The following is a 13,182-nucleotide window of genomic DNA, read 5'->3' on the forward strand; positions in this document are numbered from 1 at the left end:
TGCGATGAAAAGCAGCGCCACTGGTAGCAGGCACCCCCCGGCCCCTCCTCCCAGGATGGCATATACGCAACCCGGCGGTTTTTGCCGCTCGTCATCCTGAAACCGGGTTGGTGGCAATGGCCGCATCTAAGGCTAAGACACTCAATTACTGAGCCCAGTTGAGGTCGAGGGTGAGGTTGTTGACGCCTTCTCTGACTTCGGTGGTGAGTTCGTCGGGACTGTTGGGGGAGATTTTGGTGGTTTCAGCGATGCCGGCGGGGGCTTGTTGGGTGCTGAGATTGGCGTCAGCGGCGGAGAACATGATTTTTAGATGATGTTTGCCGACGGGAATCTGGTCGCGGTTTTTGGCGCTGAATTCGCCGTTGCGGATGCGGGCGGTGATGAGGGGGAGGAGGTTGTCCTCAGGAACAAAGGTGATGCTGCCCCAGGTGATGGGTTTGCCGTTGATGGTGATTTTGCCGCTGACCTCACCGGTGGCGGAGGGACGGAGGAAGCGGTTGTTGCGGAGCCAGTGGGTGAGGTGTCGGCTCCAGGTGGAGAGGATGGGATCGCCTTGCATGAGGCCGACGCCGTGGACACCGCGCTGGTAGATGTGGAGTTCGGCGGGGATTTTGTTCTGGCGAAGGGCGAGGTAAAAAGCGACGGCGTTTTCGGCGGGGACGGCGGTGTCTTCATCGGTTTGAAAGATGAAGGTGGGCGGGGTTTCGGCGGTGACGTTGTGCTGGCTGGAGAGCTTTTTGGCGAGCTCGTCGTCCGCTTTTTTGTCGGGTCCGAGAAGGTTGTTGCGGCTGCCTTTGTGGGTGTAGGTGTCGGACATGGAGATGACAGGGTAGCCGAGCACGAGGAAGTCGGGACGGGAGGAGGCGCGTTCGATTTTGTCGGGGGCATCGGGGTTGCCTTTGTCGAAGAGGGTGCCGGCGGTGCTGGCGAGGTGTCCCCCGGCGCTGAAGCCGGTGATGCCGATGCGGGAGGAGTCGATGTTGTATTCTTCGGCGTGGTCGCGCACCCAGCGGATGGCACGTTTGGCATCGTTGAGCGGGGTGGGGTGATGGTAGCCGGTGCCGCTGTGACGATAAGTGAGGACAAAGGCGGTGACGCCGATGCTGTTGTAGTATTGGGCGACTTGTTTGCCTTCGTGGTCGAGGGCGAGTCCTCCATAACCGCCGCCGGGGCAGATGACGACGGCCGCGCCGCTGGAGTTGGTTTCGGGACAGTAGACGTCGAGGGTTGGCTGGTGTTCGGGGCCGGGTCCCTTGGCATCAGGGGCACCTTCGGGCCAAAGAGGAACAGCGCGTTGATTGACAGGTGCGGGATCTCGAGCGGAAGCAGCGGGTTGGGCGACGCTGATATTGATGGCTAAGGCAGCGAAGAGGAGGGATGCAGCTAGGGCTTTCATCAGAGGAAAAGATGGAAAGGAAGGAGGGATGGATAAAAAAAGAAAGACCATCGGGATGGTCTTTCTATCTTAATATGGGGCCGCGTTGGTTGCCAGTGCAAACGCGGGTGGATAAAAGGAGACTGAAAGGCTCGAGGACGAGCCTTCTACTTTTTTACTTCTCGGTGCGGCCGTTGGTTTCCCAGCCGCCGCCGAGTGCTTTGTAGATGGCAACGAGGGAGGTGGCGGTGAGGGTTTCGCTTTCGGCTAGCTGACTTTGGGCGTCGAGCAGTTCGCGCTGGGCGTCCAGGACGGTGAGAAAGTCGGCGACCCCGTTTTGATAACGCTCACGAGCGAGGTCGGCGGCTTGTTGGGAGGCATTGGCGGACTCGCGCAGGTAGTTGCGGCGGGCGCGTTGACGCCCATAAGCGACGAGAGCGTTTTCGGTTTCTTCGAGGGCTCCGAGAACGGTTTGTTCGTATTCAGCGAGACTGCGTTGGGTGCGGGCACTGGAGGCTTTGATCTGTGCCTGAACACGACCGAGGTCGAAGGCGGCCCAACGGATGCTGGGACCGAAGGAGGTGGCATCGGCTCCAGAGCGACCCAGGCCACTGAAGCTTTCAGCTTGAAGGGCGGCGGTGCCGTTGAAGGTGACACTCGGGAAGAGGTCGGCGGTGGCAACTCCGACACGCTGGGTGGCGGCCTCGAGTTGTTTTTCGACCGCGTAAACATCGGGACGACGGCGGAGAAGGTCAGCAGGATTGCCGATGCGCACCAGGCTCGGCAGGGCGGGCATGGGGCGGGACTTGATGAGTTCGCTTTTCAAAGCCGATGGCTGGGCGCCGACGAGGACGCTGAGGCGATGGATGTCCTGATGGATGGCGCTTTCGATGAGGGGAATGGCGGCCAGGGTGGAGTTCAGCAGTGCCCGGGAGCGGGAGGTGTCGAGCTCGGTGCCGCGACCGCCTTGAAGGAGGCTTTCGGTGAGCTTGAGGGTTTCGCCCTGGTTGTTGGCGTTTCGGCGGGCGACGGCGAGTTGATTCTGCAATCCGCGAAGGTCGAGGTAGGCGGAGGCGACCTCACCGGTGATGGCGACCATGACGGCGTTGCGGGTGGCTTCGGCGCTTTCGACGTCGGCACGGGCAGCCCAGTTGGAACGGCGGACGCGTCCCCAGAGGTCGAGTTCCCAAGTGGCGTCGAATCCGGCTTCATAAACTTCAGAACCGCGACCGTTGCTGCCCCCCCCGCCGAAGCCGGTGAAGCGGCCCTGGCTGGTCTGGGTGCTGGAGCGTTGGTTGGTGTAGCTTCCGCCGGAGGTGACGGTGGGGAAGTAGTCGAAACGGACGGAGTTGCGCAGGGCGCGGGCTTCTTCAATGTTGGCGGCGGCGATGCGCAGGTCGTGGTTGGCGGCAATGGCGCGGTCGATGAGAGAGTTCAGCTTGGCATCGTTGAACTTGCGCCACCACAGGGGAACGGCGGCGGCGGTCGAGAAACCGGATTCCTTGGTGCTGAATTTTTCGTCCACCGGAGTTTCCGGTTTGGTGTAGTTGGGGCCGACTGCGCAGGAGGACAGGGAGGCGAGGACGAGAATGCTGAAGCTGAACAACGCGGTGGGACGGGGAGCCATGAGACGGGAAGTGAAGGAGAGACTGCTGAAAATGCAAGTGATTGCTTGCGTCATTGGGGATGCACCATCATTACGTTTCAGCCCGCGCATGGGCTCAAGTTTTTTTGAACGCAAAGCGAGGGCCAACCTGGACGTGCGGCTTTTGGCGACGCAGGGTTTGAAGCCGAGGACCGATGGAGGGTGGCGACGTGGTTCAGATGCCATCGAAATATTCGTCGCCGTCGCAAATACGTTGAAGCACGCGGAGCAGATTTTTTGGTGAGGTGGTTTTGGCAACGTATCCGCAGGCTCCCAGGTCACGGGCACGACGGGCATAATCGATGTCGTCGTGCATGGAAATCATGAGAACGCGGGTGGTGGGCCAGGTTTGCAGCACTTGTTCAGTGAGCTCGAAGCCGTCTCCATCCGGCAATGAGACGTCCACGATGAGCAGATGGGGGCGGGTCTTGACGAGTTGCTGGCGCGCGGCGGCCAAGTCTGGAGCGGTCCAGGTGAGCCGGAGATCGGGGGCGTCTTCGGCAATACTTTTAAAAATAGCACGGATGATCGCGTGATCATCAACGACTGCCAGGCTGAAGGTGGGGGAGTCCGCAACCACGACATCGACTTCAGGGTAGGGACTGGAAGCGAGGTTCATGGGAATTGAACGCTGACACTGAAGAAGTTGGGGCCTTCAGCGCAGTAGCTCGAATTAGACCTTTATCGGGAAGGAGCGCTCAAAGATTTTTTAAAATTTTTGCGTCCTTTATCGTTTTGCTTCGTAAAGCGAGGCGATGCCGCCATGAAGCGGTGTGCAGGTGCAGTCGGTGAAACCATTGGAATCAATCAATTGGCACATGGCGTTGCCTGAGGGGAACTTTTCAATGGAACCGCAGAGGTATTGATAAGCGGCGCGTTCTCCGGTGAGAAGTCCAGCGATGCGTGGCATGAAATGACGCAGGTAAAACAGGTGCGCGGCCCGCAGCGGGCGCGAGGTGGGCAGGGAAAAATCGAGGACGAAGAGGGAACCGCCAGGTTTGAGAACGCGGGCCATTTCTTTGAGGGCGTCGGCCCAGGAAGCCATGTTGCGGAGGCCGAAGGCGACCGTGACGACATCGGCGGTGGCGTCTTCGATGGGGAGGTCGAGGGCATCGGCGACGATGAGGTTTTTGAGTCCGCGCAGACGGGCCTGGTCGAGCATGGGCTCTGAGAAATCGGCACCGAGGATGTGGGCGTCGGGGCAGCGGGACTGGATCTCGGCGGCGAGGTCTCCGCTGCCGGTGGCGAGGTCGAGAACGAACTTGGGATTGAGGGCCTGGACGCGGCGGGCGGTGGTTTTGCGCCAGAGGACGTCGATGCCGAGGCTGAGCACGTGGTTGGTGAGCACGTAGCGTCCGGCGATGGATGCAAATGCATTGCGGACGAATCCTGAATCTTGACCTGTCATCTCCTTCTCCTCCATGGTGGCGATCTCCAGTGCGCAAGGGGGGCTCGCGGGTTTCGGCGAAAAGGGGAGATGGTGCTCACGAGAGGACTCGAACCTCCACGATGTTACTCACTAGAACCTGAATCTAGCGCGTCTACCAATTCCGCCACGTGAGCATGATTCCTGCAGCAGGATAGATAACTTGCGCAGGATCGTAAGGTTCTCAACTGGAATTTTTGGGGAATTGGGGGCGGAGGCGGAAGTTGGAAGTGGGAAGTGGGAAGTCGGAAGTCGGAATGCGGAAGTCGGAATGCGGAAGTCGGAGACGTGAGGTCGACTGGATGTTATGGGTGAGCTGCGGTTTGGTGGGGCCGGCTTGAACCCGGTCTGGGCATGGGCCTGCCCGTCGAACAGGAGGTGCCTACTGCCTTACTTGCCACTTGGCCGCGTTTCAATCGCCAACGCGACCGGAGGCAGGGGTTTGGATGCGGAAGAGGTAGTTGGTGGCGGGCGGGGGGGAACCGAGTGGGGCGATGGCGGCCCCGACGTTGTAGAGTTTGCTGGCGTTGTTGAAGAAGTAGAGTTTGCCATCGGTGCCGAAGCAGAGTCCATCGGGCCATAGCAGACGGGGATCGGTGATGAGGTGGGTGTATTGTTTGCTGCCGGCGGTGATCATGCCGATGCTTTTGGCGGCGAGATCGGAGACGTAGATGTTGTTTTTGGCATCGATGGTGATGCCGTTGCAGAGGGGTTTGGAGGCGTATTGCTCAACATGACTGGCGAGCTGCTCGGCGCTGAGTAAGTCGTTGCGCAGGTGCTCGGTGCGGATGCGGAAGAGCCAGGTGGATCGCATGGGACCGAAGTAGAGCCATTCACCTTTGCGGTCGATGGCGATGGGATTGATGCCGCCTTGAGGATCGGTGATGGTGCCGTCGAGTCGTTTGGTAACCTGCGGTTGGTGATCGATGATGAGTTCGAGTCCGGGGTTGGCAAGAACGGAAGGATGACCTTGCAGAACACGGCGTGCCATGCCGGTGTTGAGGTCGAGAACGATCAGGGCCGCGTCGGGGCCGCTGGCGGGATCGCCAATGTAGATGAAGGGCGTTTCGGGATCGAGCACGAGGTCGTCGAGGAGCGAGCTGGGAAGGATGGCGGGGGCTCCAAGATGGATCACGCGCTGCAGACGGTTTTTGTCGTAGTCCCAAGCAACGACCTTGGGCGTGATCTCGCTGCGGCGACCGTGATCGATCATCCACACGATGCCGTGTTTGTCAGCCTGCATGCCTTCAATGGCGTCGAGTTGTAGGGGATCGCCCGGGGCGGCCTGGCTGACGCTTTCATTGGGGAAGGGTTTGGATTCGCCTTTTTTGTTGATCTCGACGATGCGGTTTTGCGGGCGTTGTTCAAAGCTGACGCTGAGAAGGTAGTTGCCGTTGGGGACCATGGTGAGTCCGGCCGGGGCGAGGGGAAGTTGAAAAAGAACCTCCAGCGCGGGAGGTTTCGCGGCGAACGCCGAATGCAGACTGCACCCGATCATGACCACGACCATGAGCAGGCAGAGCAAAGCTCGCAGCGCATGGGAGTGAGGGGGCCGGACAGGCATGATGGTAAGATGTCGAGAAAAGTTAAAAGTTGAAAGTCAAAAGTGAAAAGTGGCATGCGGTGCCGGGCACTTGCTGTATGGATAGGTCGGTGATTTTAACTTTTAGCCCCCGTTCTATTTTTTGTGATTGATCAACTGCATGCCCAACTCGGTGATGAAAAGATAACGCGAATGGTGGGGGCGTTTTATGCCCGGGTGAAGGACGATGATTTGATTGGGCCGATGTATCCGGATGATGATTGGGAGGGCGCGGAAAAGCGCTTGCGGGATTTTTTGATCTATCGGTTTGGCGGGCCGGACACCTACATCAGAGAGCGCGGGCATCCGCGTTTGAGGGGCCGGCATTTGCCGTTCAAGATTGGGGTGGCGGAGCGGGATCGCTGGCTGGATTTGATGGGGCAGGCGATGCGGGAGGCGGAGGTGCCGGTGGAGGTCGCACCAGTGCTGGGGGCGTTTTTTGCGCAGATCGCGGATTTCATGCGGAACACGGAGGGGTGATGGAGACGATGAATTTGCGCGGGGCATTAAAGGAACATTTTGGGCATGAAGGTTTCCGCCCGGGGCAGGAGCGTGTGGTCGAGGCATTGCTGGCGGGGAAGTCGGCGCTGGCAGTGTTTCCGACGGGTGGAGGCAAGTCGATTTGTTATCAGTTGCCGGCGTTGTTGATGGAAGGATTGACGCTGGTGATCTCGCCGTTGATTGCGTTGATGAAGGATCAGGTGGAGGCGTTGAAGGCGCGCGGCATTGCGGCGGCAAGGTTGGATTCCACGTTGTCGGCAGCGGAGGTGCAGGGGGTGTTTGCGGACATGCGCGCGGGACGGTTGAAGCTGCTGTATATCGCGCCGGAACGATTGATGAATGAATCGTTCATGGAACGGCTCGGGCAGACAAAGATTGCTCTGCTGGCGATTGATGAGGCGCATTGCATTTCGGAATGGGGTCACAATTTCCGACCGGAGTATCTGCGGCTGGCAGCAGTGGCGCGTCGCTTGAAGCTGCATCCGGTGCTGGCGTTGACGGCGACCGCGACTCCGGCGGTGGCGACGGACATTCGCAAGGCGTTTGACATAAAGGAGGTCGATCATGTGCAGACTCCGTTTCGGCGGGCGAATCTGGCGTTGCTGGTGACGCCGAGTGCGGTGGACAAACGATTGGAGGTTTTGACGCGCAGGCTGAAGCAGTCGGGCAAAGGGCGTTTGTTTCCTGCGGTGGTGTATGTGACGCTGCAACAGACGGCGGAACAGGTGGCCACGCATCTGGCCAAACAGGGGGTGAATGCGAGGGCCTATCATGCAGGGTTGCCGGATGAGGTGCGCGCGGAGGTGCAGGAGGCCTTCATGCGCGGAACGGTGGACGTGATGGTGGCGACGATAGCGTTTGGGATGGGGATCGACAAGGCGGATGTGCGGGCGGTGTTTCACTACAATCTGCCAAAAACGCTGGAGAATTATCAGCAGGAAACGGGTCGCGCGGGCCGGGACGGATTGCCTGCGCATTGCGAGATGCTGGCGTGTCTGGACGACTTGGGGGTGCTGCGCAATTTTGTGTATGGGGACACGCCGACAGCGCTTGCGTTGAAGCAGTTGGTGGATCATTTGCTGCGGAAGGGGTCGGAGTTTGACATCAGCCGGTATGACCTAGCGCACACGGTCGACATCCGGCCGTTGGTGCTGGAAACGGTGCTGACTTATCTGGAACTGGAGGGCGTGTTGCAACCGTTGGGGGCGTTTTACAATGGGTATCAGGTGCATTTTACGCACGGCGAGGAGCGGGTGTTGTCGGGACACAAGCCGGAGCGGCAGCAGTTTTTGAAGCGGCTTTTTGACAGTGGCAAGCGGGGTTATCGCTGGCTCACTTTGGACATGACGGTGGCCATGGAGGCGACGGGGGACGGTCGCGAGCGCATCATGAAAGCGCTGCTGTGGATGGAGGAGGCGGGGGACATCACTTTAAAACCGAGCGGGTTGAGGCATCGCTATCGCTTGTGTGAAAACGCGGGACAGCGTGATCCAGCAGTGATTTGCAAACGCATGCAGGCATTGTTTGCGGCGCGGGAGGTGGCGGACGCCAAGCGGCTTGAAGAAGTGGTGGGGTTGGCGAGTGATCCAGGATGTTTAACGCGGCATCTGCTGCGGCATTTCGGGGAGGTGATGGAGGAAGATTGTGGAACTTGCAGCAGCTGCGTGGAAGGGCTGACCGTTCCGAGGCAATTGCCGAAATCGCCTGAGCCGCTGATCACCACGGAACACGTGCAGCAGATTCAGGCGGTGATGGCCGAGGGGCATGCGGCGTTAAGAGCTCCGCGGCAACTGGCGCGATTTTTGTGTGGCTTGAGCAGTCCGGCGACCACCCGGGCGAGGTTGTCCCGGCATGATGCGTTCGGTTTGCTGGAAGGGTATCCGTTTCAGGTGGTGCTGGAGCAGACGGAAAGCCAGTAAGAAAGGATGAAGGATGAAGGATAGAGCATCGGGCATAAAAAAACCCGGGCGCTTTCGGCGACCGGGTTTTAAGAAAATGAACTTGGAGCGTGATGTCGCTTATGGGGCGGCAGGAGCTGGAGCAGGAGCGGCGCCGCCGATGGGGGTGGCGATGGGCTGCTGCATGTCAGGATTGATAAACCATTTGGCGGTGTTGGTTTTGTCCTGAATCATGGAGATCAGCAGGAGCTCAGAGATGCCGGTATCGTTGGTTTCCTGGTTGGTGCGCACGATGGCGTGGACGATTTTGCCGTCGTTTTCAGGAATCAATCCGAGGATGTTGATTTTGAGCGACTCTTTTTTCTTTTTGATCACGTCCGGTGCGATCGGCATGCGGGAGTAGACGGCTTTGCGATCAGCAACGTAGGCTTCTTGTGGGGTAAGTTTTTCGAGCTCGCTGATTTCTTTGAGGCCAAGCAGCTTGAGACGGGCGGCTTCTTCCGTCATGGTCGGGGAGCTTTTGAGGGCTTGGGACATCTTTTGCTGACGGCTCTCCAGGGAAACGGGAAAAATCATGCCGGCGGCGGTGGTCCAGTCTTGTTCAACGATGGCCACCAGGTATTTGTTCACCACCGCAGCGGTGGGATGGTCGGCCTTGAGGGTGGTTTGAGCCTTGATCGCGGGTGCACATGCCAGAATGGCGGCGGCCATGGCGGTGTTGAAGAAAAATCGGGCGTTCATGTAGATGATGGAGGGGAAATGACGGAAGCGGAATATGGCTTGTCTGACCGGAGTGGTCGGGATGTGTTCGTAAACGAGGGCAAATTGGCCGTCAAATGGGAATGTGGGGCGTTGTGGTCCGGAAGTGAGATTTTTTGCAGGGATATTTGGCGTTGCAGCAACATTCGTGTTATATAGGACCCCACGCATGCTGCATGATCGCGACTACATGAGAGGCCGCCAGTCTCCCAACTGGTTGCAGTGGATGTGGTCGGATGCCGTCACTTTATTGGTGGTGATCAATGTGGCGGTTTTTTTGATGCAGGTGTTTGTCAATGACGGCCGGCCCTTCGAGTGGGGCGTGCTTTCGATGTCAGCCCTGGCGGATGGACGGGTATGGACCCTGTTCACCCACATGTTCCTGCATCACGGGATTTTTCATATCCTCGGCAATGCCTTGATGATCTTCTTTATCGGCAAGGCGTTGCAGTCACTATTGGGCACGCGGAATTTGTTGTATGTTTATTTCCTGTCGGGTCTGGGTGGGGCGGTGATGGAAATGGCGATTGGCTGGGTGGCCGACCAGCCGAGTGCCATGGTGGGCGCATCGGCGTGTGCCTTTGGATTGTTGATGGGACTGGCGGTGATGCTGCCACAGGAAAAGATCACGGCGATGATCTATTTTATCATTCCGTTGCGGATGAAACTTTGGAACCTGGCCATGATGCTGATGGGGTTGTCGGTGGTGCTGGCGTTGTTGCAGTTGTTCAACATATGGGACATGCAGATCGCTCATTTCGCGCACATCGGAGGCGGTTTGACGGGGTGGTGGTTTGTGCGCACGCTGGGTTACGGCGGGGGTCCCATCACCTACGAGAGGCTTTGGCAGGAGCGGCAGCAGCGCGAGCAAAGTCGTGAACTCGCCGGGGTGCGTCGCAAGTTGCGTGAGGTGACGACGCGCAAGAGCTCGGACGACCTCAAACTGTTGGAGGCTCCGGACACCAAGGATTTTATCGAGCGTGAGATTGATCCCATTCTCGACAAAATCACGGCGCATGGCATCACCAGTCTCACGGAGGCGGAGCGCGAACTGTTGCAGCGGGCTCGAAATGAAATCATCAACCGCGATCGGCATTAGGATGGCAAGCATGGGGATTGGGAAGATGCAGCTGCGGGTGAAATGGGGTGATGATCATCAGGACAACCGTTTGGTTCACCGGAGATGAGGATCATTTCCGGCAGCGCGGGTGGCATCCCGATCAAGGTGCCCCCGTTGGTGGCGCGTCCGACGACGGATCGGGTTCGCGAAGCCTTGTTTTCGATGCTCGGTGGTTCTTGTGAGGATTTGAAGGTGCTGGATCTGTTTGCGGGTTCGGGGGCGCTGGGGTTGGAGGCGCTGAGCCGTGGGGCAAAGGAGGCGAGGTTTGTGGAGCAACATGGTGGGGCGGCGGGCATCATCAGCGAGAATTTGCTGAAGACCCGCTTGCAGGGTGGCCAGGTGATGAAGGCCGAGGTGTTTGCGACGTTGCGTCGACTGGCCCAGGAGGGGTCGACGTTTGATCTGGTGTTTGCGGATCCTCCCTATGCCAAGCTCCCTGGCGAGGTCAACCTGGCGGAGACGTTGCTGGCGAATGAGGATTTGCGCTCGCTGCTGGCGGGAGGTGGCAGTTTCGTGCTGGAATGCATGGCGACAAAAAAGCCGTTGGCAGGCATCGAGCACTGGCAAGTGGTGCGCGACCGGGTGTATGGTTCGACCCGCATCCTGATCCTCACGCTTCATCTTATTCTCCCGACTGCAACCGACCCCGATGGCGAAATACCTTCTGCTGCTGATCTATAACGCGTTGTTTCCCATTGGTCTGGTGTGCATGGCTCCCGGAGCGTTGAAGAAGATGAAGGCCCGTGGTGGCAGCCCGCGCGACTTATGGCAGCGACTGGGATTTTTCAAAGCGTCGCAGCTTCGACAATTGGATCAAATGCGAAGCGAGGGCAGGTTGTTTTGGATTCATGCCGCCAGTGTGGGCGAGGTGGGAATTGCGGCGAAGCTCATCCGCCAGATTTTGAAAGACCGGCCTGAATCGAGGTTTGCGCTCACGACGACCACCCCGACCGGATTTGCTCAGGTGGAAGCCATGAAGGAGGTGCAGGCTGGAGTGGTGCTGCCGCTTTACAGTGCGCTGGATGGTTGGCTCATCGTGAGGCGTTTTTTGCGGGCGATCCAGCCGGCACAATTGATTTTGGTGGAGGCCGAAGTCTGGCCAAACCTCACCCATGCCTGCAAAAAAAGGGGCGTGCCAATGTATCTGGTCAATGCCCGTCTCTCGCCGCGATCCGAGCGTCGATTTCGCAAAGCGCTGCCGTTCACCCGCGCCATCTTTTCGATGTTGAATCATGTGATGGTCCAGGAGCCCGAAGATGTGGCCCGCTGGCAGAGTCTTGGACTTGAATCGTCGAAGATCACCTGCACCGGCAGCATCAAGTTTGATCCTGGAGCAGGTGGGCAAACCCGTCCCGAGGCGCAGATTGAAAAGTTTCAGCAGCTCCTGCGCGAGCTTGGCTGGGGCGCGGAAGATCCGGTGATCCTGCTGGCCAGCACGCATCCAGGTGAGGAGCTTGCGCTGGCACAGGTGTATGGTCGATTGGCGAAGGATTTTCATGACCTTCGTCTGATCGTGGTGCCTCGACATGTCGAGCGCGCGGAGGAAATCGATGTAGAATTGAAGGCCCAAGGGTTTTACGTTGTCCGACGCAGCCAAGGGTTGGTTTCTACCGGAAAGGTGGCCGTGGCCGATGTGTTGTTGGTGGACACCACCGGGGAACTGGGGGCCTGGCAGCATCTCGCCACTGCCGTGATCGTAGGCAAAAGCTTTCTAGCGAAAGGTGGTCAAAATCCCGCCGAGGCAATCATGGCAGGGAAGCCCGTGCTGTTCGGACCCCACATGGCGAACTTCGAAGCGCTGGTGGATCAGCTTCTGAAAAAGGGGGGAGCCGTTCAATCGCCGGATCTACTGGCCCTGGAGCGCGATCTGCGCAGTTTGTTGAGTTCTCCTGATCGCGCCCGCTCAGTCGCCGTCGCGGGAATGGGCGCGTTGACTCCGCACGAAGGTGCTACGGCGAGAACCGCCGTGTTGTTGGGTGAGTCTTTGAAGTAAAAGCGAAAAAGCCGACAAAAAGGACTTGCAAACAATGCCGATCAGCCGACTGTGCTTGCCCACAAAGACCCCTTCGTCTAGTGGTTAGGACACATCCCTTTCACGGATGTGACACGGGTTCGAGTCCCGTAGGGGTCGCCATCTTTACCTAGGTAAAATACCAGGTGAAGCGGTCATAAAGTGACGCAATAAGTCACAATCGGACAAAAAAGCGTGACTCAGATGTGACGGGATTTTCGGCAGTCGGGGACATCTCAAGACAGTATCACGGCACCCTAATCTGAAGTCGATTTAGGATTGCCTCTTGGGCCCTGACCCTCATGTCCCTGATGATGTGAGCGAAGTGCGCATTCCGGCGGGAAAGACCAACTGGCCATTGCATGCGCACACGAACCAGTGGGAATTTTCCTGGTGAAGTCCGGCAAAGGATTGGTGCGGACATCAGACGGAGACATGGAGATTGGTGTGGGCGATTATTTGATGCAGGCACCTGGCGTGGCGCACCAGGTCGTCAATCAGGGAGACGAAGATTTGGTGATGCTGGTGATCGCGGACAATCCGGCAGCGGACATGATTCGTTATCCTGCAAGCAAGAAGTATTTCTTGAAGCCTTCGCGGGTGATGTTTGGCGAGCTAGGCGAATCGGTTGAGTATTACGAAGGGGAGGAGTGATTGACTGAGGCGTGTGTCAGACTCGAAATCGGTAAATCGGTCGAAATGAGATGCAACGGATTTCTGGACCAGTAGTTGGTTAGTTTGATCAGCCCCCCGAAAATCGGACATGGTGAAGTGCTAGTCGAGTGGTTAAATTAACCACAAGACGACCATGAGAAAGAGACACAGTGTAGAACAGATCATCAAGACATTGAAACAGGTGGAGGGC

General features: G+C 58.3%; 12 protein-coding genes and 2 tRNA genes. 7 read left to right on the plus strand and 7 right to left on the minus strand.

Annotated elements, in window-relative coordinates; all coding sequences use genetic code 11:
- Positions 1–145: 145 nt before the first annotated feature.
- From FEM03_RS22540 to FEM03_RS22565, 6 genes are all read right to left on the minus strand, one after another.
- Positions 146–1,396, minus strand: coding sequence for an alpha/beta hydrolase (locus FEM03_RS22540; RefSeq protein ID WP_138088579.1), 1,251 nt, complete (start codon positions 1,394–1,396; stop codon positions 146–148).
- A gap of 154 nt (positions 1,397–1,550) precedes the next feature.
- Positions 1,551–3,002: an efflux transporter outer membrane subunit gene (locus FEM03_RS22545; protein WP_138088580.1), complete on the minus strand. Its 1,452-nt coding sequence runs from the start codon at positions 3,000–3,002 to the stop codon at positions 1,551–1,553.
- Positions 3,003–3,195: 193 nt separating this feature from the next.
- Entirely contained in the window at positions 3,196–3,639 is a 444-nt protein-coding gene (locus FEM03_RS22550; protein ID WP_138088581.1) for a response regulator, read from the minus strand.
- A gap of 108 nt (positions 3,640–3,747) precedes the next feature.
- Positions 3,748–4,428, minus strand: coding sequence for a ubiquinone/menaquinone biosynthesis methyltransferase (locus FEM03_RS22555; protein WP_138088592.1), 681 nt, complete (start codon positions 4,426–4,428; stop codon positions 3,748–3,750).
- A gap of 70 nt (positions 4,429–4,498) precedes the next feature.
- Positions 4,499–4,583 (minus strand) — tRNA-Leu (locus tag FEM03_RS22560).
- A gap of 275 nt (positions 4,584–4,858) precedes the next feature.
- Positions 4,859–6,010 carry an SMP-30/gluconolactonase/LRE family protein gene (locus FEM03_RS22565; protein ID WP_138088582.1) on the minus strand — a complete coding sequence of 384 codons (1,152 nt, stop codon included), beginning with the start codon at positions 6,008–6,010 and terminating at the stop codon, positions 4,859–4,861.
- A 123-nt stretch (positions 6,011–6,133) separates the two neighbouring features.
- On the opposite strand from FEM03_RS22565, the gene FEM03_RS22570 reads away from it, so the two are divergent.
- Positions 6,134–6,508, plus strand: coding sequence for a globin domain-containing protein (locus FEM03_RS22570; protein ID WP_138088583.1), 375 nt, complete (start codon positions 6,134–6,136; stop codon positions 6,506–6,508).
- Entirely contained in the window at positions 6,508–8,448 is a 1,941-nt protein-coding gene (locus FEM03_RS22575; RefSeq protein WP_240772880.1) for a RecQ family ATP-dependent DNA helicase, read from the plus strand. Before FEM03_RS22570 ends, FEM03_RS22575 begins: the two co-directional genes overlap by 1 nt.
- 99 nt (positions 8,449–8,547) lie before the next feature.
- Here FEM03_RS22575 and FEM03_RS22580 read toward each other — a convergent pair whose 3' ends face one another.
- Positions 8,548–9,168, minus strand: a complete 621-nt coding sequence (locus FEM03_RS22580) for a hypothetical protein (protein ID WP_138088584.1) — start codon at positions 9,166–9,168, stop codon at positions 8,548–8,550.
- A 187-nt stretch (positions 9,169–9,355) separates the two neighbouring features.
- On the opposite strand from FEM03_RS22580, the gene FEM03_RS22585 reads away from it, so the two are divergent.
- The 5 genes from FEM03_RS22585 to FEM03_RS22605 all read left to right on the plus strand — a co-directional run bounded on the left by FEM03_RS22585 (position 9,356) and on the right by FEM03_RS22605 (position 12,971).
- Positions 9,356–10,285 (plus strand): rhomboid family protein, encoded by a 930-nt coding sequence (locus FEM03_RS22585; protein ID WP_138088585.1) that lies wholly within the window; start codon positions 9,356–9,358, stop codon positions 10,283–10,285.
- Positions 10,286–10,369: 84 nt separating this feature from the next.
- Positions 10,370–10,987: a 16S rRNA (guanine(966)-N(2))-methyltransferase RsmD gene (gene rsmD / locus FEM03_RS22590; RefSeq protein ID WP_138088586.1), complete on the plus strand. Its 618-nt coding sequence runs from the start codon at positions 10,370–10,372 to the stop codon at positions 10,985–10,987.
- A complete protein-coding gene (locus FEM03_RS22595) occupies positions 10,956–12,299 on the plus strand; it encodes a 3-deoxy-D-manno-octulosonic acid transferase (protein WP_138088587.1) in 1,344 nt (447 codons plus the stop codon). Before rsmD ends, FEM03_RS22595 begins: the two co-directional genes overlap by 32 nt.
- A gap of 66 nt (positions 12,300–12,365) precedes the next feature.
- A tRNA-Glu gene (locus FEM03_RS22600) sits at positions 12,366–12,440 on the plus strand.
- A gap of 255 nt (positions 12,441–12,695) precedes the next feature.
- The gene (locus FEM03_RS22605) at positions 12,696–12,971 is read left to right on the plus strand and encodes a cupin domain-containing protein (RefSeq protein ID WP_276609667.1); all 276 of its coding nucleotides are present in this window, start codon (positions 12,696–12,698) and stop codon (positions 12,969–12,971) included.
- Positions 12,972–13,182 lie beyond the last annotated feature (211 nt).

The organism is Phragmitibacter flavus (genome assembly GCF_005780165.1).
GTDB lineage: Bacteria > Verrucomicrobiota > Verrucomicrobiia > Verrucomicrobiales > Verrucomicrobiaceae > Phragmitibacter > Phragmitibacter flavus.